This is a genomic window from Rhodococcus sp. DK176, from assembly GCF_038447315.2.
Lineage (GTDB): Bacteria > Actinomycetota > Actinomycetes > Mycobacteriales > Mycobacteriaceae > Rhodococcus_F > Rhodococcus_F jostii_A.
This window is the reverse complement of sequence record NZ_CP118321.2, coordinates 3034066-3054501: the sequence shown is the minus strand read 5'-3', so window position 1 is coordinate 3054501 and position 20436 is coordinate 3034066. Positions and strand designations below refer to the sequence as shown.

The 20436-nt window shown below is 67.4% G+C and carries 19 protein-coding genes; 11 read left to right on the top strand and 8 right to left on the bottom strand.

The genetic code is table 11. The features are described 5' to 3' along the window. Positions 1 to 9 precede the first annotated feature (9 nt). From PSR88_RS14445 to PSR88_RS14430, 4 genes are all read left to right on the top strand, one after another. Complete coding sequence (locus PSR88_RS14445; protein WP_016882281.1) at positions 10 to 906, top strand: class II glutamine amidotransferase; 897 nt, start codon at positions 10 to 12, stop codon at positions 904 to 906. Next, positions 894 to 1592, top strand: a complete 699-nt coding sequence (locus PSR88_RS14440; protein WP_009475594.1) for a protein glxC — start codon at positions 894 to 896, stop codon at positions 1590 to 1592. Before PSR88_RS14445 ends, PSR88_RS14440 begins: the two co-directional genes overlap by 13 nt. A gap of 10 nt (positions 1593 to 1602) precedes the next feature. Further along, positions 1603 to 2919: an FMN-binding glutamate synthase family protein gene (locus PSR88_RS14435; protein WP_009475593.1), complete on the top strand. Its 1317-nt coding sequence runs from the start codon at positions 1603 to 1605 to the stop codon at positions 2917 to 2919. Between the two features lie 105 nt (positions 2920 to 3024). Further along, entirely contained in the window at positions 3025 to 4263 is a 1239-nt protein-coding gene (locus tag PSR88_RS14430) for an allantoate amidohydrolase (protein WP_016882282.1), read from the top strand. Between the two features lie 37 nt (positions 4264 to 4300). Here PSR88_RS14430 and PSR88_RS14425 read toward each other — a convergent pair whose 3' ends face one another. Then, a complete protein-coding gene (locus tag PSR88_RS14425; RefSeq protein WP_009475591.1) occupies positions 4301 to 4894 on the bottom strand; it encodes a TetR/AcrR family transcriptional regulator in 594 nt (197 codons plus the stop codon). A gap of 80 nt (positions 4895 to 4974) precedes the next feature. On the opposite strand from PSR88_RS14425, the gene PSR88_RS14420 reads away from it, so the two are divergent. Together PSR88_RS14420 and PSR88_RS14415 are read left to right on the top strand one after the other, a co-directional pair. After that, positions 4975 to 5361 (top strand): DUF1304 domain-containing protein, encoded by a 387-nt coding sequence (locus tag PSR88_RS14420; RefSeq protein ID WP_016882283.1) that lies wholly within the window; start codon positions 4975 to 4977, stop codon positions 5359 to 5361. A gap of 25 nt (positions 5362 to 5386) precedes the next feature. After that, positions 5387 to 6394, top strand: coding sequence for an NADP-dependent oxidoreductase (locus tag PSR88_RS14415; protein WP_016882284.1), 1008 nt, complete (start codon positions 5387 to 5389; stop codon positions 6392 to 6394). A gap of 53 nt (positions 6395 to 6447) precedes the next feature. Here the strand turns inward: PSR88_RS14415 and xylB are convergent, their stop codons facing one another. Genes xylB through PSR88_RS14395 form a run of 4 tightly spaced genes read right to left on the bottom strand, consistent with a single transcriptional unit; the run spans position 6448 to position 11243 of the window. Further along, positions 6448 to 7830 (bottom strand): xylulokinase, encoded by a 1383-nt coding sequence (gene xylB, locus PSR88_RS14410; protein ID WP_011595509.1) that lies wholly within the window; start codon positions 7828 to 7830, stop codon positions 6448 to 6450. Continuing rightward, entirely contained in the window at positions 7827 to 8750 is a 924-nt protein-coding gene (locus tag PSR88_RS14405; RefSeq protein WP_016882285.1) for a carbohydrate kinase family protein, read from the bottom strand. The genes xylB and PSR88_RS14405 overlap by 4 nt, the downstream gene beginning before the upstream one ends. Then, a complete protein-coding gene (locus tag PSR88_RS14400; protein ID WP_016882286.1) occupies positions 8747 to 10228 on the bottom strand; it encodes a mannitol dehydrogenase family protein in 1482 nt (493 codons plus the stop codon). Before PSR88_RS14400 ends, PSR88_RS14405 begins: the two co-directional genes overlap by 4 nt. A 10-nt stretch (positions 10229 to 10238) precedes the next feature. After that, positions 10239 to 11243 (bottom strand): NAD(P)-dependent alcohol dehydrogenase, encoded by a 1005-nt coding sequence (locus PSR88_RS14395; RefSeq protein ID WP_011595506.1) that lies wholly within the window; start codon positions 11241 to 11243, stop codon positions 10239 to 10241. Between the two features lie 150 nt (positions 11244 to 11393). Here PSR88_RS14395 and PSR88_RS14390 point away from each other — a divergent pair, with 150 nt between their 5' ends. From PSR88_RS14390 to PSR88_RS14370, 5 genes are read left to right on the top strand one after another with little or no spacing between them, the layout of a single operon-like run. Further along, positions 11394 to 12416, top strand: coding sequence for a sugar-binding transcriptional regulator (locus PSR88_RS14390; RefSeq protein ID WP_011595505.1), 1023 nt, complete (start codon positions 11394 to 11396; stop codon positions 12414 to 12416). Positions 12417 to 12468: 52 nt separating this feature from the next. Next, positions 12469 to 13794 carry an ABC transporter substrate-binding protein gene (locus PSR88_RS14385; RefSeq protein ID WP_009475583.1) on the top strand — a complete coding sequence of 442 codons (1326 nt, stop codon included), beginning with the start codon at positions 12469 to 12471 and terminating at the stop codon, positions 13792 to 13794. Continuing rightward, positions 13791 to 14756, top strand: a complete 966-nt coding sequence (locus tag PSR88_RS14380) for a carbohydrate ABC transporter permease (RefSeq protein ID WP_011595504.1) — start codon at positions 13791 to 13793, stop codon at positions 14754 to 14756. Before PSR88_RS14385 ends, PSR88_RS14380 begins: the two co-directional genes overlap by 4 nt. After that, positions 14756 to 15634, top strand: coding sequence for a carbohydrate ABC transporter permease (locus tag PSR88_RS14375; protein ID WP_011595503.1), 879 nt, complete (start codon positions 14756 to 14758; stop codon positions 15632 to 15634). Before PSR88_RS14380 ends, PSR88_RS14375 begins: the two co-directional genes overlap by 1 nt. A gap of 51 nt (positions 15635 to 15685) precedes the next feature. Then, complete coding sequence (locus tag PSR88_RS14370; RefSeq protein ID WP_016882287.1) at positions 15686 to 16771, top strand: ABC transporter ATP-binding protein; 1086 nt, start codon at positions 15686 to 15688, stop codon at positions 16769 to 16771. A 67-nt stretch (positions 16772 to 16838) separates the two neighbouring features. On the opposite strand, the gene PSR88_RS14365 is transcribed toward PSR88_RS14370, so the two are convergent. The 3 genes from PSR88_RS14365 to PSR88_RS14355 form a co-directional block, all read right to left on the bottom strand. Next, complete coding sequence (locus tag PSR88_RS14365) at positions 16839 to 18488, bottom strand: AMP-binding protein (protein ID WP_016882288.1); 1650 nt, start codon at positions 18486 to 18488, stop codon at positions 16839 to 16841. Positions 18489 to 18680: 192 nt separating this feature from the next. Next, positions 18681 to 19481 (bottom strand): SDR family NAD(P)-dependent oxidoreductase, encoded by an 801-nt coding sequence (locus PSR88_RS14360; protein ID WP_016882289.1) that lies wholly within the window; start codon positions 19479 to 19481, stop codon positions 18681 to 18683. Beyond that, on the bottom strand, positions 19478 to 20434 hold the full coding sequence (locus PSR88_RS14355; protein WP_020476795.1) for an acyl-CoA dehydratase activase: 957 nt from the start codon (positions 20432 to 20434) through the stop codon (positions 19478 to 19480). Before PSR88_RS14355 ends, PSR88_RS14360 begins: the two co-directional genes overlap by 4 nt. Positions 20435 to 20436 lie beyond the last annotated feature (2 nt).

Sequence of the window (20436 nt, the reverse complement as noted above, 5' to 3'; positions counted from 1 at the left end):
GAGACATCCATGTGTGGAATCGTCGGACTTCACCTGCGTGAGCCGTCCCTCTACCCACAACTCGGCGCCCTGCTCACCGACATGCTCGGTCAGATGTGCGACCGCGGACCCGATTCCGCAGGCATGGCGATCTACGGCGACCGGACCTGGTCGCCGGTCGGTGAGTCGACGGTCTCGCTACTCGACTGCCCCGTCCCCGCAACGGAACTCGCCGCAACGCTGTCGGCGTCACTCGACACCACCGTCACCGGAATCGACCTCGACCCGACGACGATCCTGCACGGCGTCGTCGGCGCGGCAGATCTCGCGGCGGCCGTGCGCAGCGTGGTGCCGTCGGCACGGGTCATCGGCTTCGGCGACGACCTGACCGTCCTCAAGGGGGTCGGAAACCCCATCGACCTGGCGAACCGGTTCGGGCTGCCGTCGGCGAGCGGCTGGCAGGGTGTCGCGCACACCCGCATGGCCACCGAATCCGCGGTGACCGCCGAGGGGTCGCACCCGTTCTCCGTCGGCCCCGACCAGTGCCTCGTCCACAACGGCTCGTTCTCCAACCACATGAGCATCAAGCATCAGCTCGAACGTGACGGCGTCGTGTTCGACAGCGCCAACGACACCGAGGTCGGGGCGCGGTTCGTCGCCAGGCAGCTCGCCGAGGGCGTCGACTTGGAGAAGGCGCTGCTGATGCTGAACGAGAAGTTCGACGGTTTCTACACCCTGCTCGTCTCGACGGCCGACTCGTTCGCCGTGGTCCGGGACGCCATCTCCTGCAAACCCGCCGTCATCGCCGAGACCGACCAGTGGGTCGCGATGGCGTCCGAATACCGCGCCCTGGCGAACCTGCCCGGCGTCGACAACGCCCGAATCTTCGAGCCCGAACCGGAAGAGGTGTACGTATGGCACCGGTAGCCACCACCGAAGCGACTGTCCTGAACCTCGAGACGTCGAGTACCCGTGCCGTCAACGAGCGGCTCACCTCGCCGGAGGCCCCGAAGAAGGTCACCGTCACCGGCCCGCAGGGCGCGCACGCACTGGCCTGCGGCCTCGACTCCGACATCGACGTCACCATCGACGGACACGTCGGCTACTACTGCGCCGGCATGAACCAGCACGCGACGGTGACCGTCACCGGCAACGCCGGAGTCGGCGTCGCCGAGAACATGATGTCGGGGACGGTGCACGTCAAGGGTGACGCGTCGCAGTCCGCGGGCGCCACCGCCCACGGCGGCCTGCTCGTGATCGACGGCAATGCCGCCGCCCGCTGCGGAATCTCGATGAAGGGCGTCGACATCGTCGTCGGCGGCAACATCGGCCACATGTCCGCGTTCATGGGTCAGGCGGGGCGGCTCGTCGTCCTGGGCGACGCCGGTGAGGCCCTCGGCGACTCGCTGTACGAGGCCCGCATCTATGTGCGTGGCACCGTCGCCTCCCTCGGCGCCGACTGCATCAAGAAGGAGATGCGCGAGGAGCACCTGACGGAACTGCGGGAGCTGCTGGATCAGGCCGGTTTCGACGCCGACCCGTCCGAGTTCACCCGCTACGGCTCCGCCCGCAAGCTCTACAACTTCCACGTCGACAACGCCAGCGCGTACTAGGAGAACCGTCATGACTACCCCGAACCCGGCCCTGCGCGAATCGGCGACGTTCGACCGCGGCGTCATCTCCGAGATCCAGCGGGCCGCCGAGACCGGCATCTACGACATCCGCGGCTGGGGTGCCAAGCGCAAGCTGCCGCACTTCGACGATCTGCTGTTCCTCGGTGCGTCGATGTCGCGGTACCCGCTCGAGGGCTACCGCGAGAAGTGCGACACCGACGTCGTGCTCGGCGACCGCAACGCCAAGTTCCCGCTGCACCTCGACATCCCGATCACCATCGCCGGCATGAGCTTCGGTGCGCTGTCCGGGCAGGCGAAGGAAGCGCTCGGCCGCGGCGCCAGCGAGGTCGGCACGTCCACCACCACCGGTGACGGCGGCATGACGCCCGAGGAACGGGGGCAGTCGAAGAACCTCGTCTACCAGTACCTGCCGTCGCGGTACGGGATGAACCCGGACGATCTGCGCAAGGCCGACGCCATCGAGATCGTCCTCGGGCAGGGCGCCAAGCCCGGCGGTGGCGGAATGCTGCTGGGGCAGAAGATCACCGAACGTGTCGCCGGGATGCGCACCCTCCCGATGGGTGTGGATCAGCGGTCAGCGTGCAGGCACCCCGACTGGACCGGCCCCGACGACCTCGCCATCAAGATCATCGAACTCCGCGAGATCACCAACTGGGAGAAGCCGATCTACATCAAGGTCGGCGCCACCCGCACCTACTACGACGTGAAACTCGCCGTGAAGGCCGGCGCCGACGTCGTCGTGGTCGACGGCATGCAGGGTGGCACTGCCGCCACCCAGGACGTGTTCATCGAGCACGTCGGCATCCCCACCCTGGCCGCGATCCCGCAGGCGGTCCAGGCGCTGCAGGAACTGGGTGTGCACAGGAAGGTGCAGCTCATCGTGTCCGGTGGCATCCGCAGCGGCGCCGACGTCGCGAAGGCGATGGCCCTCGGGGCGGACGCCGTCGCCATCGGCACCGCAGCCCTGATCGCGCTGGGCGACAACAGCCCCCGCTACGCGAAGCAATACGAGGAGCTCGGCTCCGCGGCAGGGTTCTACGACGACTTCCAGGCCGGCAAGGATCCCGCCGGCATCACCACCCAGGACCCGGAACTGTCGAAGAACCTCGACCCCGTCGAGGGCGGACGGCGGCTCGCGAACTACTTGCGGGTGCTCACCATGGAGGCGCAGACCCTCGCCCGCGCCTGCGGCAAGTCGCACCTGCGCAACCTCGAACCCGAGGACCTCGTCGCCCTCACCGTCGAGGCGTCGGCGATGGCCCGCGTGCCCCTCGCCGGAACCACCTGGATCCCCGGCACCCTGTAGGGCGGCTCCGCCACCCGTGCGCGGTTAAGGAGTCCAGGGACTCGCTAACCACACACGGGCGCGAAGCGCCTGCCGGCTTGACACTATGAGTAGAGGACCGAGAACATGACTACCTTCGATTCGCTGTGGGCGACCATCCTCGATGTGGGACAGCACAAGTCGACCCGGGGCTACCGAAGATTCGCGTGGAACGACGCCGACATGACGCTGCGCGAATGGTTCTCGGACTGTGCGCAGGCACGCGGCATGAGCGTCGAGGAGGACCGCAACGGCAATCTGTGGGCGTGGTGGATGCCCGACGGCTGGGACGGCGACCCCCGCGACAGTTTCGTCACCGGATCGCACCTCGATTCGGTACCCGACGGCGGCGCCTACGACGGACCGCTGGGCGTGGTGTCCGCGTTCGCCGCGATCGACCTCGTGCGGAAACGGGGGATCGCTCCAACCCGTCCGGTGGCGGTCACTGCCTTCTCCGACGAGGAGGGCGCGCGGTTCGGTGTCGCGTGCGTCGGCTCGCAACTGTCCACAGGGGCACTGGCACCCGAACGCGCCCTTGCGCTGCGGGACAACGACGGCATCAGCCTCGGTGAGGCCCTGGTCGGTGCCGGCCGCGACCCGCACCTTCTCGGTGAGGACCCCGACCTCGTCGACCGCGTCGGCGTGTACGTCGAGTTGCACGTCGAGCAGGGGCGCGCCCTCGACCTGATCGACAGCCCCATCGCCGTGGCGTCGTCGATCTGGCCGCACGGCCGGTGGCAGTTCGTGTTCTCCGGGGAGGCCAACCACGCCGGCGCCACCCGACTCGTCGACCGTCGCGACCCCATGCTCGCCTTCGCCTCCTCGGTCCATACGGCCCGAACCGCCGCGACGCTGCACGAGGCGGTCGCGACGTTCGGCAAGGTGCGAGTACTTCCCAACGGTGCCAACGCCATTCCGTCGGAGGTGCGGGCGTGGCTGGACGCGCGGGCCGCCGACGAGGAGACGTTGACCAAGCTGGTGCAGCAGATCACCGCCGAGGCACAGGCCTACGCGGCCGCCGACGGTATCGGTCTCGAGGTGGACGCCGAATCGGTGACGCCGATCGTCGAGTTCCCGCACTCCACCCGGGAACGGCTGCGCCGCTCACTCGCCCATCTCGGTGACATTCCCGTCCTCCCGACCGCTGCCGGGCACGACGCCGGGATCCTGTCCGCGAAGGTGCCCACGGCGATGATGTTCGTCCGCAACCCCACCGGGGTGTCCCACTCGCCCGACGAGTTCGCCGAGGCCGACGACTGCAACCGCGGCGCCGAGGCGCTGGCGGACGTCATGGCGGACTGGGTCAGCGGGCACCAGCGCACGTGAGTGGCAAAGCGTGTCGGGGCACTCTTTGCCACTCACGTCAGGAGGTGGGCCGCCATTCCTCCAGCTGCTCGACGGCGGTGTTCGCGACCGCGACGGCCTCGTCCCGGTTGACCCGCGACAGTAGGAGCGCGCTGACGGACAGTGACGTCAGGAGCCGGGTGCGGTGGGCCAGGGTGGCGGTCGACGCGTCCGGGTCGTGGGCCCGGAGTGCGTGGCTGAGCGCCCCGGACAGTTCGCGCTGGTATGCGTCGACGACGGACCGTTGTGTGTCGTCGTGCGCGGCGAATCCGGCGGCACTGTTGAGCAGTAGGCAGCCGCGTCCGGGGGTTTCGTCGGGGAGGGCCGCGAGGGCGCCTGCAAGGCTGCGGTAGTAGCGCACGGCGGCGTCGGGGCGGGTCGGTTCACCGGTCAGGATGCGGAGCCGGGGGCGAACCACCCGGTCCAGGTAGTCGTGCACGGCGGCGTCGAAGAGCCCGCGTTTGCTGGTGAACGCGTTGTACAGGCTCGACCGATTCAATCCGGTGACGCGCTCGAGGTCGGGTATCGAGGTGGCTTCGAAGCCCTTGTCCCAGAACAGGTCGCGGGCGCGGCCGACCACTTCGACCGTGTCGAAATCCTGCGTGCGCGGCATGACGATCCTCACTCCTGGTTGTGAAACGACCGTTTCAGTATATATTGAAATGGTCAGTTCAGAACGAGGAGGGATTTCGTATGGTCGCCGCGGGTCTTGTTCTTGCCGCACTCGCCAGTGCGCTGCACGTCTACATCTTCGTGCTCGAGTCCGTCCTCTGGACCTCGCCGCGCACCCGCGCGACGTTCGGGACCAGTGCCGAAGAAGCCGGCGCCACCAAGGAGCTTGCCTTCAACCAGGGCTTCTACAACCTCTTCCTGGCGATCGTGACGGCAGTCGGCATCGTCGCCGTGATCATCGGCGCGACCGCCGTCGGTGCGGCCCTCGTATTCGCCGGCGCGGCATCGATGCTGCTCGCAGCCCTCGTGCTCCTGCTGTCGTCGCCCGACAAGGCTCGCGCGGCGATCACGCAGGGAACACTTCCGCTGCTCGCGGTAATCCTCCTCGCGCTCGGACTGGCGCTGTGACCTCAGAAGTATCGAAAGGAACACCATGACGCCCAGCACCCAGATTCAGCTGATCAAACGGCCGGTGGGCTGGCCCACCCAGGACGACTTCCGCACCGCCACCGTCGAGCTGCCCGACCTCGGGCCCGACCAGGTGCGCGTGGCCAACGAATTCGTCTCCGTCGACCCGTACATGCGCGGCCGGATGAACGACGTGAAGTCGTACATCCCGCCGTTCGCGCTGGGCGAGACGATGACCGGCGGAGCTGTCGGTCGCGTCGTCGAATCGACCGCCGCCACGCATCCGGTCGGCTCGGTAGTGGTCCACGATCTCGGGTGGCGGGACCTCGCGCAGGGTGACGCCTCGGCATTCCGCGTCGTCGACGAGATTCCGGGAGTGTCGATCTCGGCCTATCTGGGGATTCTCGGACTGACCGGGCTCACGGCGTACGTCGGACTCGTCCACATCGCACACCTGAAGGCCGGCGACTCTGTGTTCATCTCCGGCGCCGCGGGTGCGGTGGGGACGGCCGCCGGGCAGATCGCACGACTCGAGGGGGCGTCCCGCGTCATCGGATCCGCCGGGTCCGCGGAGAAGGTCGCGCTGCTGACCGATCGTTACGGATACGACGCCGCCTTCGACTACAAGCAGGCGCCGGTGCGTGAGCAACTCCGCGGACTCGCGGGCGACGGCATCGACGTCTACTTCGACAACGTCGGCGGCGACCACCTCGAGGCCGCACTCGACGTCATGCGGAACGGCGGCCGGGCCGCGCTGTGCGGCGCCATCTCCGCGTACAACGCCACCGAGCGCACACCGGGCCCCGACAACATGGTGAACATCATCAGCCGGGGGCTCACCCTCGAGGGCTTCACCCTCGGCAACTACACGCACGTCTTCCCCGAGTTCGCCGCCAAGATGGGACCGTGGCTCGCATCCGGCGACGTGGTCCACGACGAGACCGTCGTCGACGGCATCGAGAACTCGGTCGACGCCTTCCTGCAGCTCATGCACGGCGGAAATGTCGGGAAGATGCTGGTGAAGGTGGCGTAGCCACCCGTGCGCGGTTAAAGAGTCCAGAGACTCGTTAACCGCGCACGGGCGCGTCAGCGCCTCACGGAGGAATACCGTTCGCGCACTTGGGGTGCCGGGTCGGCCTCGTAGCGCTGGGTGGACGTCTGATCCCACTTGGGTGGTTCAGGGGTCCCGGCCAGCGTCCAAGCCGCCTGCCTGCATGCGCCGATCGCGACGTACTCCGCCGGCTGCGGCACCAGGACCGGGGCCCCGAAGATGGCGGGCGCGAGTTCGCACAGTGCCTGGGAGCGGGCGCCGCCGCCGACGAGGAGGATGCGACGCACCGTGACGCCCTGGGCGGTCAGGTGGTCGATGCCTTCCGCCAGGCCGCACAGCAGCCCCTCGACTGCCGCGCGGGCGAGGTGGGCGGGGGTCGAATTGGCCAGCCGGAGTCCGTGAACGGAGCCGGTGGCATTGGGACGGTTGGGGGTGCGCTCACCCTCGAAATACGGCACCATCACGAGCCCGCCACTGCCGGATGGCGCCGACAGCGCCAGCCGCGACAGCTCGTCGTGATCGACACCCAGCAGCGAGGCGGTCGCGTCGAGTACCCGGGCAGCGTTCAGCGTGCACACGAGGGGAAGTTGACGTCCGGTGGCGTCGGCGAAGCCGGCGACGAAACCGCCCGGATCGTTCGCCGGGGTCACCGATACCGCGGATACGACGCCCGACGTTCCCACGGAGACGACGACGTCACCTTCCTGGGCGTCGAGAGCGAGTGCGGCGGCAGCATTGTCGCCGGTGCCGGGACCGACCGCGGCGCCCCATCGGGTTTCCCCGATCTTCTCGGCCGGGCGGGCCACCCGCGGCACGGCGGCGGTGCGTCCGCGCAGTGCCAGCGACAGCAGGTCGGGTCGGTAGGAATCCGTGGCCGCGGAGAAGTATCCGGTGCCGCTGGCGTCGCCGCGGTCGGTGGCCAGGGTGCCGAGATCGGACCTGCCGGTGAGTTGCCAGCCGAGCCAGTCGTGCGGCAGGCACACCGCGGACGTCCGGTCGGCGTTGGCCGGTTCCGAATCGGCGAGCCAGCGCAGCTTGCTGACGGTGATCGCGGCGAGCGGCACCACACCGACGGCGTCCGCCCACGCGTCCGGACCACCGAGGTCGTCCACCAGCTGGGTGGCGGCGTCGGCGGAACGAGTGTCGTTCCACAACAACGCCGGACGCACGACCGTCCCGGTGTCGTCGAGGCACACCATGCCGTGCTGTTGCGCGCCGACCGACACCGCGGCGACGTCGTCGAGTCCGCCGGCGGCGGCGATGGCGTTGTCGAGGGCCGACGCCCACGCCTGCGGGTCGACCTCGGTGCCGTCCGGATGCGAGGCCCTGCCCTCGCGGACGAACTCACCGGTGTCGGCGTCGCAGACGATCACCTTGCACGACTGGGTGGATGAATCGATGCCCGCGACGAGGGTCATTGCCGGACACCTGCCGCGCGATCCAGTGTTTCGCGGCTGGGGAGGTCCGCCCCTGCGCGCGCGACGGTGAGACCCGACATAAGTACCGCGTTGTCCAGCACGTTCCGCACCTCTTCCGGGTCGATCGCGTGGAGGGCGTCGCGGCTCTCCGCGCCGAGGAATCCGTGCGCCCAGAACCCGTCGAGGAGCCCGGCCATGAAGGCGTCACCCGCGCCGACCGTGTCGACCACCTCGACGTTGCGGGCCGCGACCTCGACGAGTCCGGCCGCGCAGACCGCGAATGCGCCCTCGGCGCCCTTCGTCACCGCGACCAGCGCCGGTCCGCGGGACAGCCATTCGCGGGCGATGTCGTCGGGATCCCGTTCGGGGTCGTACCAGCGGAGGTCCTCGTCGCTGACCTTGACGATGTCCGAGATCGACACGAGGTGCTCGATCCGCTGCCGGGCGCGTGCCTTGTCGGTGATCAGCACCGGTCGCACGTTGGGGTCGTAGCTGATGGTCGCCGACGAGCGGCGGCGGTCGAGCATGTCGGCGACGACGTCGCAGCCGGGTTCCATCACGGCAGCAATGGAACCGGTGTGGACGAGCGCCGGGGTAGACGACCCGCTGGGGGAGGGGAGGTCCCACTCGATGTCGAACTCGTAGGTGGCGGATCCGGCGGAATCGAGGGTGGCGTGGGCCGTCGCCGTTCGCTGCGCGGTGACGCTGCCGGGCGCGAGGCTCACTCCCGACTGCTCGAGGTGCCGGACGATCGCGCCGCCTCTCGTGTCGTCGCCGATCCGGGTGACGAATTCGACCGGACGACCGAGCCGGCCGAGACCGACCGCGACGTTGAGCGGGCTGCCGCCGACATACTCGGTGGTGGCGCCGCTGCTCGCCGTCACGATGTCGATGAGGGCTTCACCGATGACCAGACTCATGACTGCACCTTCTCACGCAGAGCCTCGAGTGTCTTCCGTGCACCGACGCTGTGCAGTGAGTCCAGCGCCCAGAGGTACGCGGTGACGAAGCGCGGATTGTCGGCCAGGTCGCCGAAGACCGACTGATTCTCGATGAACGCCGTGCGGTTCTCGTGCTGGCTGCGCGCGATCGGCACGAGGGAGTCCTTCAACTGGTCGACGACGTCGATGGGCTCGCCGTCCTCGTCGACTCCCTCGGCATACCGGGCCCAGCTCGCGACGATCGCGGCCGACAGCCGGATGTGCCGGTCGGCCAGCAGGTTTTCACGGATCACCGGCAGCAGCCACTTCGGGATGCGGTCGGACGATTCGGCGCACAGGCGGGCGACGGTGTCGCGGATCTCGGGGTTGGAGAAGCGTTCGATGAGCGTGCGCTTGTACTCGTCGAGATCGACGCCGGGCACCGGCGCCAGGGTGGGCGTGGCCTCCTCGTCCATGTACGCGAGCAGGAAGTCGGCGAAGAGTGGGTCCTGCGCGACGTCGTGCACGAGCCGGTATCCCGACAGGTAGCCGAAGTAGCAGAGGCCCTGGTGGCTGGCGTTGAGCAGACGCAGCTTCATCAGTTCGTACGGTTCGACGTCGTCGACCACCTGGACGCCGACGTCCTCGAATGCGGGGCGACCGAGCGGGAAGGCGTCCTCGAGCACCCATGACGTGAACGGTTCGGCGGCGACGGGCCACTGGTCGTCGATGCCGAACCGCGACGACAGCGCCTCCGTCACCTCGGGGGTGGTGACGGGCGTGATGCGGTCGACCATCGAGTTGGGGAACGACGTCTCCTCGCGCATCCACGCCGCCAGTTCGGGATCCTTCAATTCGGCGTACGCCAGGAACATCTTGCGCGCCACGTCGCCGTTGCCCTGAATGTTGTCGCAGGACATGATGGTCGGCGACGCCAGCCCGCGCGCTCGGCGCCGGGCCAGCGCCTCGATGACGAGTCCGAACGTGGTCCGCGGTGCGACACCGTCGGTGAGATCGTGTACGACATCCGGGTTCTCGGCATCGAACTCGCCCGTGTCGTGGGTGAAGTTGTAGCCGCCCTCCGTGATCGTCAGCGAGACGATCTTCGTGGACTCCGCGGCGATCTTCTCGATCACGGCCTCGGGGTCGTCGGGGGCGAAGAGGTAGTCGACGATGGACCCGATGACGCTGACGTCCCAGGTGCCGTCCGGGTGCCGCAGTGCCAGCGTGTACAGGCCGTCCTGCGCGTCGAGGACGTCCTTCATGCGCCGGTCACCGGGCAGGACCCCGACCCCGCAGATGCCCCACTCGCGGGCCTCCCCGCGCCGCAGCAACCGGTCGACGTACATCGCCTGATGCGCGCGGTGGAATCCGCCGACACCGAAATGCACTATCCCTACGGTGATGTCGCTTCGATCGTAATTCGGCACCTGCACGGTGTCGTCGAACTGTTGCAGTGCCTGCGCGCACAATTGCATCGGTCTCTCCTCATTCCTGGACGCGCACGACGGCCTTGAGGCTGCCCGGCGTCCGGTCTGCGTTCAGTGCTTGCTCCGCCTCGGCGAGCGGAAATCTTCCGGTGACCATCGAATCGAGGTCGACCCGTCCCGACCGCGCGAGGGCGATAGCCGTCGGCCAGGTGTTGGCGTAACGGAATACCCCGGTCAGCACCAACTCCCGGTTCTGAATGGTCTGGACCGGCAGCGTCATCTCGGGGGCGCCCATGCCCACCAGAACCACGGATCCCGCGGGCCGGACGGCCTGGATCCCGGCCAGCACCGCACTCGGGGCGCCGGACGCGTCGACGAACGCGTCCACGTGGAGTCCCGCGACGTCCTGCTCGCGCGGGTCGAGCACCGCGGTGGCGCCGAATTTGGTTGCGACGTCGCGGCGCCGGGGATCGAGGTCCGAGACGACCACTTCGGTGGCACCGAACGCGAGGGCGGTCTGCACCATGGCGATTCCGATCGGTCCCGCGCCCGCGATCAGAACACGGGATCCGGCGGTCACTCCGGCTTTGCGGGTGGTGGCGATGGCCACGGACAGCGGCTCGCACAGCGCGGCCGCGTCCTCGGACATCTCGTCCGGAATCGCGTGGGCGAACGCCGAGCCGATGGTCACGTATTCGGCCAGCGCCCCGTCGATCGGCGGGGTGGCATAGAACTGCATGTGCGGGCACAGGTTGTAGAGACCGCGCCGGGATTCGTCGGTGTCCGGGTCGGGGCGCTGCGGTTCGATGGAGACGCGCTGCCCGATACGCGTTGCCGGGACCCCGTCGCCGACACCTACGACCGTGCCCGACGCCTCGTGGCCCAGCACGATCGGCTGTTCGACCACGAACTCGCCGATGCGGCCCTCGCGGTAGTAGTGGGCATCCGATCCGCAGACGCCCACCGAGGCCACGCGGACCAGGACGTCGCCGGGAGCGGGAGTGGGCACGGGGCGTTCCCGGATCTCGATCACGCCCGGCTCGACGAGCACGCTGGCACGCATCGTCCTGGGGATATCCGAAGGGAGTGTTGTGTGGGTCACACTTCGATGCTAGCGTATTGAGCAGATGAACGCATAGTGATCATTTGCTCACGGTTTCTCGAGGTTCCGAAGACACACACGACGGACCCGGGATCATGGCGAGGAGAACCAGTGACGTCCCCCAATTCGACGGCCCCGACGCCGTCACTCATCACGGCACCACCGCCGTCCACGACGGAGGATCTGCGCCTCGCGTTGCGCGCTGCAACGCTGTACTACCTCGACGGAATGACCCAGGCCGAGGTCGCCACACGACTCGGTGTCTCCCGCCCCACCGCGGGCAGGCTGGTGGCGCGAGCCCGCGCCCAGGGCCTGGTGCGCATCGAGGTGCAGGCACCCGCGCATCTGCGGGATGCGCTGCGCTCGGACGAGGAGCGCGCGCTCGAGGAGAAGTACGGACTCGTCGAGGCGGTGGTGGTCGCCGATTCCGTCGACGCCGCCGGTGCGATCGACGACCACAACAGCTTCGCCGGTGTCGGGCGGGCCGCGGCGTCCCTGCTGGTTCGCCGGATTCGCGAAGGCGACACCCTCGGATTCACGTGGGGGCCGGAGACGGTCGCAGTCGCGCAGGGATTGCCGTCCGGGGCGGCCACGTGCGCGTCCGTCGTCCAGCTCGACGGTTCGGTGAGTGCCATCAATTACCAGACCGGAACGGAGTACGTCCTGGGTAGATGCGCAGAGCAGCTGCAGGCCAACACTGTTCGGCTTCCCGTTCCGCTGTACGCGGACGCGTCGACCGTGGTATCCATGCGGGGCGACTCCGTCATCTCCAAGGCGCTCGAGGCCGGGCGGACCGCGGAAATGATGATGTTCGGAACGGGTGCCGTCTCCACGTCGACCACCCTGTTCGAGGGCAGCTTCATCGACACGGACATGCTGTCCGTGCTCACCGGCCTCGGCGCGGTCGGCGAAGTCGGTGGACGCTTCTACCGGCTCGACGGAACCGAGGTTGCCGGCCCTCTGGACGAACGGGCCATGTCCGTTCCTCTCGACGACATCCGCGCGTGCGAGGGGTCGATCCTCGTCACGGGTGGCGTCGCCAAACACCAAGCGGCACTGGGTGCCCTCCATGGCGGACTGGCCAAGATGCTGGTCTGCGACATCGAATGCGCGCGTTGGCTGCTCGATCAGTAGCACCACGCAAGAGAGGTGAAGATCGGTGAAGAAACACAGGAAACCAGCGACGATGCTGGTAGCCGGAGCGGGAGCGCTCTGCCTCACGCTGAGCGGATGTGCGGGCGCCGGATCGCTGGGCGCGTCGGACCAGACCATCACCATCGCGATGGTCTCCAACTCGCAGATGCAGGATGCTCAGAAGCTCGCCTCGCAGTTCGAGGAAGAGAATCCCGACATCGACCTGAAGTTCGTCACGCTGTCGGAGAACCAGGCGCGCGCGAAGATCACGGCGTCCACGGCGACCGGTGGCGGCGAGTTCGACGTCGTGATGATCAGCAACTACGAGACCCCGCAATGGGCCAAGTACGGCTGGCTGAAGAACCTGTCGGAATACGCCGAGGCGACGGAGGGTTACGACGAGGCCGACTTCATCCCCACCCTGCGCGAGTCGCTGTCCTACGAGGGGAACATGTACTCGGTGCCGTTCTACGGCGAGTCCTCGTTCCTGATGTACCGCAAGGACCTGTTCGAGCAGGCCGGAATCACCCTGTCGGAGAAGCCGACGTGGACCGAGGTCGCGACGGCGGCAAAGCAACTCGACTCCGAGGACATGGCCGGCATCTGCCTTCGTGGCAAGCCGGGCTGGGGTGAATTGCTCGCACCCCTCGACACGGTCATCAACACGTTCGGTGGCCGTTGGTTCGACGAGGACTGGAACGCTCAGCTGACCAGCCCGGAGGTGGAACGCGCGGTGCAGTTCTACGTCGACCTGGTGCGCGAGTACGGGGAGCCCGGCGCCGCGACGAGCGGTTTCGGTGAGTGCGCCACACAGCTGGCCCAGGGCCAGGTGGCGATGTGGTACGACTCGACGTCCGCGGTGTCCACGCTGGAGGATCCGGCGTCGAGCGCCGTCGTCGGCAAGATCGGGTACGCCCCCGCGCCGATCGAGGTGAAGGACAACTCCGGCTGGCTGTACAGCTGGTCGTTGGGAATTCCCGAGAGCAGCGAGAATCCCGACGCGGCGTGGAAGTTCATCTCGTGGATGACCGACAAGCAATACATACGCACGGTCGGTGAGGATCTGGGCTGGGAGCGGGTGCCTCCGGGCAGCCGGCTGTCGACCTACGAGATTCCCGAGTACAAGGAAGCCTCGGCGGCCTACGGTCCGCTGACGCTCGAGGCGATCGAGGACGCGACACCGAATGCGCCCACCGTGCAACCGGTTCCGTACACCGGCGTGCAGTTCCTGGCGATCCCGGAATTCCAGGATCTCGGAACCCGCGTCAGCCAGCAGATCAGTGCGGCGATCGCAGGCCAGCAGACCGTGCCCGAGGCGCTCGCCCAGGCACAGCAGTACGCCGAGGTGGTCGGCGCGACATATCGGGAGGACCGATGACAACCATTGCCGAGAAACCCACCGCGAACGACACCGCCGACCGGGTGCGGGAACTGCGGGAGGCCAAGGACGACAGCGTCTCCCGCGCCGAGGGATGGCGTCGCCGGGGGCCGTTGCTGCCCGCTCTGATCTTCATGATCGTGGTGACCCAGATCCCGTTCCTGTTCACGCTGTACTACTCGACGCAGTCCTGGAACCTGGTGCGTCCGGGCTCCCAGGCGTTCGTCGGACTGCAGAACTACGTGGACGTGTTCCAGGACAGCCAGTTCCGTGAGGTCGCGGTCAACACCGTGATCCTGATCGTCGGCACCGTGCTGATCTCGGTGGTGCTCGGGTTGCTGCTCGCCCTGCTGCTCGACCGTGCCTTCCTGGGCCGCGGCATCGTGCGCACGCTCCTCATCACCCCGTTCCTGGTGACACCCGTCGCCGGTGCGCTGCTGTGGAAGACCACGATGTTCGACCCGGTGTTCGGCATCGTCAACTTCGTCCTCTCCCCGTTCGGGGTGGGACAGGTCGACTGGGTCAGCAAGTTCCCGCTCGCCGCGGTCATGGTGAACCTGATCTGGCAGTGGACCCCGTTCATGATGCTGCTGATCCTGGCGGGTCTGCAGTCCATGCCGCGCGACATCCTCGAGGCGGCACGGGTGGACGGCGCCAAGCCGATCGCGATGTTCCGCGAACTGACGCTCCCACATCTGCGCCGGTTCATCGAACTCGGCGCGGTGCTGGGCGCGATCTACCTGATCAACACGTTCGACGCCATCTACATGATGACCCAGGGCGGGCCGGGCACCGCCAGTGCCAACCTGCCCTTCTACATCTATCAGCGCGCATTCCTCGGTTTCGACATCGGGCAGGCCGCAGCGATGGGCGTCATCGTCGTGATCGCGACCATCGTCGTCGCGACCCTGGCGCTGCGCCTGATCTTCAAGAGCTTTACCGGTAACGAGGAGGCAGCGTAATGAGTACCGACACTGCGGCGGCGCCGGTGGAGTCCACCCCCACCGCGCCGGAGACGAAGCGGGCGCGCAAGCACCGCAAGTTCAGCCCGTGGAGCGTGGTGGCGTGGATCGTGGCGCTCGGCTTCTTCTTCCCTGTGGCGTGGATGGTGCTCACCGCGTTCAAGCAGGAGGGCGACGCCTACACGACTCCGCCGAAACTGTTCTTCACGCCCACCCTGGACCAGTTCAAGGCAGTGCTCGACAGCGGAATCGGCACGGCACTGCTGAATTCGGCGTTCGCGACCGCCATGTCGACGATCCTCGTGCTCGTGCTCGGTGTGCCGGCGGCGTTCGCGCTGTCGCTGCGACCGGTCCGCAAGACGAAGGACGCCCTGTTCTTCTTCATCAGCACGAAGATGCTCCCGATCGTCGCCGCGATCATCCCGCTGTACGTGATCGTCAACGACATCGGTTTGCTCGACAACATCTGGGCGCTGGTGATCCTGTACACGGCGATGAACCTGCCCATCGCGGTGTGGATGATGCGTTCGTTCTTCCTCGAGGTCCCCGGTGAGCTGCTCGAGGCCGCGAGCATGGACGGCGCGAGCCTGTGGACGTCGGTGCGCGAGGTGATCCTTCCGCTCGTGTCGCCCGGCATCGCGGCCACCGCGTTGATCTGCGTGATCTTCTCGTGGAACGAATTCTTCTTCGCAGTCAACCTCACCGCCGTTCAGGCGCAGACCATTCCGGTGTTCCTCGTCGGATTCATCACCGGTGAGGGCCTGTACTGGGCCCGGCTGTCGGCAGCGGCGACGCTGGCGGCGCTCCCGGTCATCCTGGCCGGCTGGGTCGCACAGAACAAACTGGTCCGCGGCCTGTCCTTCGGTGCGATCAAATGATCACCCCGGCAATCACTTCCCCCGACTTCGGTACCCGCAAGAGGAGCAATCATGGCTGACATCGCGTACAAGGGCGCATCCTGCATCTACGAGAATGCCGACACGCTGGCGGTCGACACGCTCGACCTCGACATCGAAGACGGCGAGTTCATCGTCCTCGTCGGCCCGTCCGGCTCCGGCAAGAGTACGGCACTGCGGATGCTCGCCGGCCTCGAAGACATCGACGAAGGCACCATCGAGATCGGTGGCAAGGACATGGTGGGTGTGCCGTCGAAGGACCGTGACATCGCGATGGTATTCCAGAACTACGCCCTCTACCCCAACAAGACGGTGGGCGAGAACATGGGCTTCGCGCTGAAGATGCGCGGAGTCGGTGTGGAGGAACGTAAGAAGAAGGTGGCCGATGCCGCCAAGCTGCTCGACCTCACCGACTACCTCGACCGCAAACCCGGCAAGCTGTCCGGTGGTCAGCGCCAGCGCGTCGCGATGGGACGAGCGATCGTGCGTGAGCCGCAGGTGTTCTGCATGGACGAGCCGCTCTCGAACCTCGACGCCAAGCTGCGGGTCCAGACCCGCACGCAGATCGCGGCGTTGCAGCGCCGGCTCGGCACCACCACCGTGTACGTCACCCACGACCAGGTCGAGGCGATGACCATGGGTGACCGGGTGGCCGTCCTCAAGAACGGCAAGCTGCAGCAGTTCTCGGCGCCGACCGAGCTGTACGACCGGCCCACCAACGCCTTCGTCGCCGGCTTCATCGGTTCGCCAGCGATGAACCTGATGACCATGCCCATCGTCAGCGACGGCGTGCGCCTCGGGAACTCGACGCTCGCGCTCGAACGCGACCAGCTGTCGGCGCTGCACGCCGCCGGACTGGAGACCGTCACGGTCGGAGTGCGTCCCGAGCAGCTGGAGTTGTCGACCGGCGAGGGTGGCATCGAGGTCATCGTGGACCTGGTCGAGGAACTCGGGAGTGAATCCTACGTCCACACCCACATCGCCGGTGACGGTACGCAACTCACCGCCCGGTCACTGACCCGCACCCCCGCACGGCTGGCCGACACGGTGTCCCTGCGCAAGCGGGACGGAGCGGTGCACCTGTTCCACCCGGAGACGGGGGAGCGGATCGGCGACTAGAGCGTGCGTGGGCGCGGACCCGATCCGAGATCGGGTCCGCGCCCACCCTGTTGTCCCGATCGTCGAATTAACTGTTGGACAGCCGTTCCGGTGCCGGGCTCTCGTCGAGGCGCGTGGCGGTCAGTGCCCCGGACGCGATCGCCTGCTGCACACGGAACTTCTGAATCTTGCCGGTGGGCGTCATGGGGAGTCCGTCGGTGAAATACCACAGCGAGGGCGTCTTGTGTGCCGCGATTCGGTCGCGGCACCAGGCCTTCAATGCGGCCGCATCCGGCCGATCGGCCGGGTCCGCCGGTCGCACGACGGCGCCGATCTGCTCGCCCCACTTCTCGTCCGGAACCCCGACGATCGCCACCTCGGCCACGTCGGGGTGCTGGAACAACAGTTCTTCGATCTCGCGCGGGTAGGTGTTGAGTCCGCCCCGGATGATCATGTCCTTGAGGCGTCCGGTGATCCGCAGAAATCCTCGTTCGTCCATCGTGGCGAGATCACCCATGTGCAGCCATCCGTCGGTGTCGATCGTCGCGGCCGTTTCGTCCGGCATGTCGGAGTAGCCGAGCATAGTTTGGTATCCGCGACAGCATATTTCACCCTGCTGGCCGATCGGCACAACCTCACCGGACACGGGATCGATGATCTTCACTTCCAGCTCCGGCAGTGGCTGGCCGACGGTGGTCGCCTGATCGGCAGGGTCGTCGGTGACCCGGGTCTGGCTGATGACTCCGTGCATCTCGCTCTGCCCGAACAGAATCGTGAACTGGCAGTCGAGTTCGTCGATGACCCGTTCGACCAACGACTGGGGAACAGCGGCGGCTCCCGACAGGACGGTATGGAGGCTCGACAGGTCACGACTTCGGCGATCCGGATGCTCGAGAAGCGAGATGAGCATCGTCGGGACCATCAGTGAGTGTGTTCCGCGGCAGGTTTCGAGCATCTCGAGCATCAGTGCGGCATCGAAGCCGGGCAGGACGACGTAGGTTCCGCGCGCAGCGAACGTCCCGAGTTCGGTGACGGCGCCGCCTCCGATGTGGTACATCGGCATCGCGTTGACGCAGACGACATGGTCCACCATCCCGGCCCTCTCGAACACGAAGGTGGCTTCGTTGACGATGCCTTTGTGATGCAGCAGTGCCCCTTTGGGGAATCCGGTGGTCCCGGACGTGTATTGGATCTGCACCGGGGCGGTGGGTGCGACAACGGGAAACTCCGTTGCCGGATCGCTGGTTGCGACGAATGCTCGCCACTCGTTCGTCGGGACGACCTTGCGGAGGGCGGGCAGCGATGGCCGGACCTCCGTCAGAACCTTCGTGAGGTCCGCCCCGCGATAGGTCTCCCGGTAGAAGAGTCCGACACTGCGGGACTGGCGCAGGATGTACTCGAGTTCGTGGGCGCGGTAGGCGGGATTCACACCCACCGCCACCATCCCGGCCATCGCGATCGCTTGTTGCAGGATCACCCAGTCGGCGCTGTTGGGTGCCCATATCGCGATCCGGTCGCCGGGTTCGAAGTGGGCGAGCAATGCCCTGGCCGTATCCTCGACGTCGGCGAGGAGTTGGCGGTACGTCCATTCTCGCCGATCGACCGCGTCGGGAGTTCCGTCGACGAGGGCGAGGCGGTCGGGTTCGACTGTGGCGGCCTCGCGCAACAGGTCACCGACGGTGATGTCGCGGACGCCTGAGCTCGGTGTCGCCGGCCAGAGAGACTTTTCGAGGGGCATGATGCAATCCTGCCTTCGGGCTGTGCGGTGTGCTGGGGAGTTGGCGGTGGGGCGAGTGAGCGCCCGCTACCGGGAAGCCGGAATCGGCTGTGACATGCTGTCTCGGTCAGGAGCAATGTAATACATACTTGGAGCGGATAGCTGCGAATCAGTCAAATTATTTTGGTGGGGCTGCCGGCGGCCACCGATCCCTCACCCGGCCGAGATGCCGCCGTTCGGACTCACCGCTTGACCGGTGATCCGACGGGCCTGCGGGCTGCACAGGAATAACACGAGGTCGGCCACGTCGGCCGGCTCGGCGACCCCCAGCGACGCCAGTCGGGCAGCCTTCTCGAAGAGCTTCGCGCTGAACGGCTCGGCCACGACGCGGTCGTAGGCGCCTGTGTCCCGGATGAGCGACGGCGTCACCGCGTTGACGCGGATGCCGTCCCGTTTGGCTTCCATCGCAAGAGTTTTGGAGAACATCACGATTGCGGCCATCGCGGCCCCGATGACGGACTCACCGGGGGTGGGGTGCTTGGCGGCGTCGGAGGCGATGTTCACGATCGCGCCGCCGTGCTTCGCTCGCATGTGCGGAAGTACGGCGCGGCACATGTTGAGGGGACCGAGGGCCTGCTGCAGCAGGATGGCGGGAACGTCTTCGGGTGGCGTCTCGTGAAAGAGCTTCGGCGTGAACGCGCTCACCGTGCTGTTGATCAGGATGTCGGCAGGTCCCAGCGACGCACTCAGTTCCTCGGTCACCCTGGTCGCTTCCACCGGGTCGTTCACGTCGCCTGCGGCGAAGAATGCCCAGACGCCCGAGGCGAGTGATTGGACCTCCGTCGCCGCCTTCTCCCCACGCTCGACATTGCGGCCGACCAGACCGATGCGCTGGGTGCCCGCCCGGACCAACTGACGAGCCACCTGCAGGCCGACTCCGCTCGTCCCGCCCACGATGTAGACGGTGGCCTCGGACAGGTCCGGCACCCAGACTTCGCGTGTGTCCGTACTCATCGCATGTTCCTTTGCAGTTCGAGGGGCACCGGTTCGCCGGTGCCGGGATGGGGATGGCCGGGGCTGCCGTCGCAGTCCTGGCAGTGGGGTGTCCCGGCCGACAGACTCACCTGGACTTGCTTCTCCGTCGCGGCGTCGGATGGTGCCGGTGGGACGGATCCGCCTGCGTAGTCGTCACGCGCCAGCAGTCCGGCACCGTATGCGCCCGCGATCTGGGGCTGATCGAGTACTTCCACCGGGTGTCCCAGCGCACGCGAGACGTGCAGACGCGCGGCCGGGTTCTTCGCCACTCCGCCCGTCATCACCGTCGGCGTTGCCTTACCCACCTGCGCCACCAGTCCGAGTGTGCGCGCCGCGACCGCTTTGTGCACCGATGCCGCGATGTCTGCCTTCTCGCGACCCTGTGCCAGCAGTGAGATCACCTCGGTTTCCGCGAACGTGGCACACATGCTGCTGACTTCGAGGGTCTCGGAACCAGCGAGGGCGAGTTCGCCGACTGCGCTGACGTCGACTTCGAGTGCCCGAGCGAGCACATCGAAGAAGCGGCCGGTCCCGCTCGCGCACCGGTCGTTCATGGCGAACCGTTCCACGAGGCCGTCGTCGTCGACGATGATGGCCTTGCTGTCCTGTCCACCGATGTCGATCACCAGTCGCACACCCGGGTGCAGGGCCGCGGCGCCGCGGGCGTGGCAGGTGATTTCGGTGAACGTGCGGTCGGTGCCGGGGACCAGCTTGCGCCCGTAACCGGTGCTGATGGTGCGGCGGATGTCGGCCTGCGCGACGCGCGCGGCGGCCATCGCACCGTCCATCGCGCGGGCGACCGCCTCGCGGCTCACCGCGCCCATCTGGACGACACTCGACCCGACCAGGGCACCGCTCTCGTCGACCACAGCGGCCTTCGCCGTCGTCGACCCGAGATCGACGCCCATGACGAACCAACTTCCGGTAGCCATGC

Coding starts and splice junctions, on each gene's coding strand:
- PSR88_RS14445 (WP_016882281.1), top strand. CDS start 10: ATGTGTGGAATCGTCGGACTTCACCTGCGTGAGCCGTCCCTCTACCCA.
- PSR88_RS14440 (WP_009475594.1), top strand. CDS start 894: ATGGCACCGGTAGCCACCACCGAAGCGACTGTCCTGAACCTCGAGACG.
- PSR88_RS14435 (WP_009475593.1), top strand. CDS start 1,603: ATGACTACCCCGAACCCGGCCCTGCGCGAATCGGCGACGTTCGACCGC.
- PSR88_RS14430 (WP_016882282.1), top strand. CDS start 3,025: ATGACTACCTTCGATTCGCTGTGGGCGACCATCCTCGATGTGGGACAG.
- PSR88_RS14425 (WP_009475591.1), bottom strand. CDS start 4,894: ATGCCGCGCACGCAGGATTTCGACACGGTCGAAGTGGTCGGCCGCGCC.
- PSR88_RS14420 (WP_016882283.1), top strand. CDS start 4,975: ATGGTCGCCGCGGGTCTTGTTCTTGCCGCACTCGCCAGTGCGCTGCAC.
- PSR88_RS14415 (WP_016882284.1), top strand. CDS start 5,387: ATGACGCCCAGCACCCAGATTCAGCTGATCAAACGGCCGGTGGGCTGG.
- xylB (WP_011595509.1), bottom strand. CDS start 7,830: ATGACCCTCGTCGCGGGCATCGATTCATCCACCCAGTCGTGCAAGGTG.
- PSR88_RS14405 (WP_016882285.1), bottom strand. CDS start 8,750: ATGAGTCTGGTCATCGGTGAAGCCCTCATCGACATCGTGACGGCGAGC.
- PSR88_RS14400 (WP_016882286.1), bottom strand. CDS start 10,228: ATGCAATTGTGCGCGCAGGCACTGCAACAGTTCGACGACACCGTGCAG.
- PSR88_RS14395 (WP_011595506.1), bottom strand. CDS start 11,243: ATGCGTGCCAGCGTGCTCGTCGAGCCGGGCGTGATCGAGATCCGGGAA.
- PSR88_RS14385 (WP_009475583.1), top strand. CDS start 12,469: ATGCTGGTAGCCGGAGCGGGAGCGCTCTGCCTCACGCTGAGCGGATGT.
- PSR88_RS14380 (WP_011595504.1), top strand. CDS start 13,791: ATGACAACCATTGCCGAGAAACCCACCGCGAACGACACCGCCGACCGG.
- PSR88_RS14375 (WP_011595503.1), top strand. CDS start 14,756: ATGAGTACCGACACTGCGGCGGCGCCGGTGGAGTCCACCCCCACCGCG.
- PSR88_RS14370 (WP_016882287.1), top strand. CDS start 15,686: ATGGCTGACATCGCGTACAAGGGCGCATCCTGCATCTACGAGAATGCC.
- PSR88_RS14365 (WP_016882288.1), bottom strand. CDS start 18,488: ATGCCCCTCGAAAAGTCTCTCTGGCCGGCGACACCGAGCTCAGGCGTC.
- PSR88_RS14360 (WP_016882289.1), bottom strand. CDS start 19,481: ATGAGTACGGACACACGCGAAGTCTGGGTGCCGGACCTGTCCGAGGCC.
- PSR88_RS14355 (WP_020476795.1), bottom strand. CDS start 20,434: ATGGCTACCGGAAGTTGGTTCGTCATGGGCGTCGATCTCGGGTCGACG.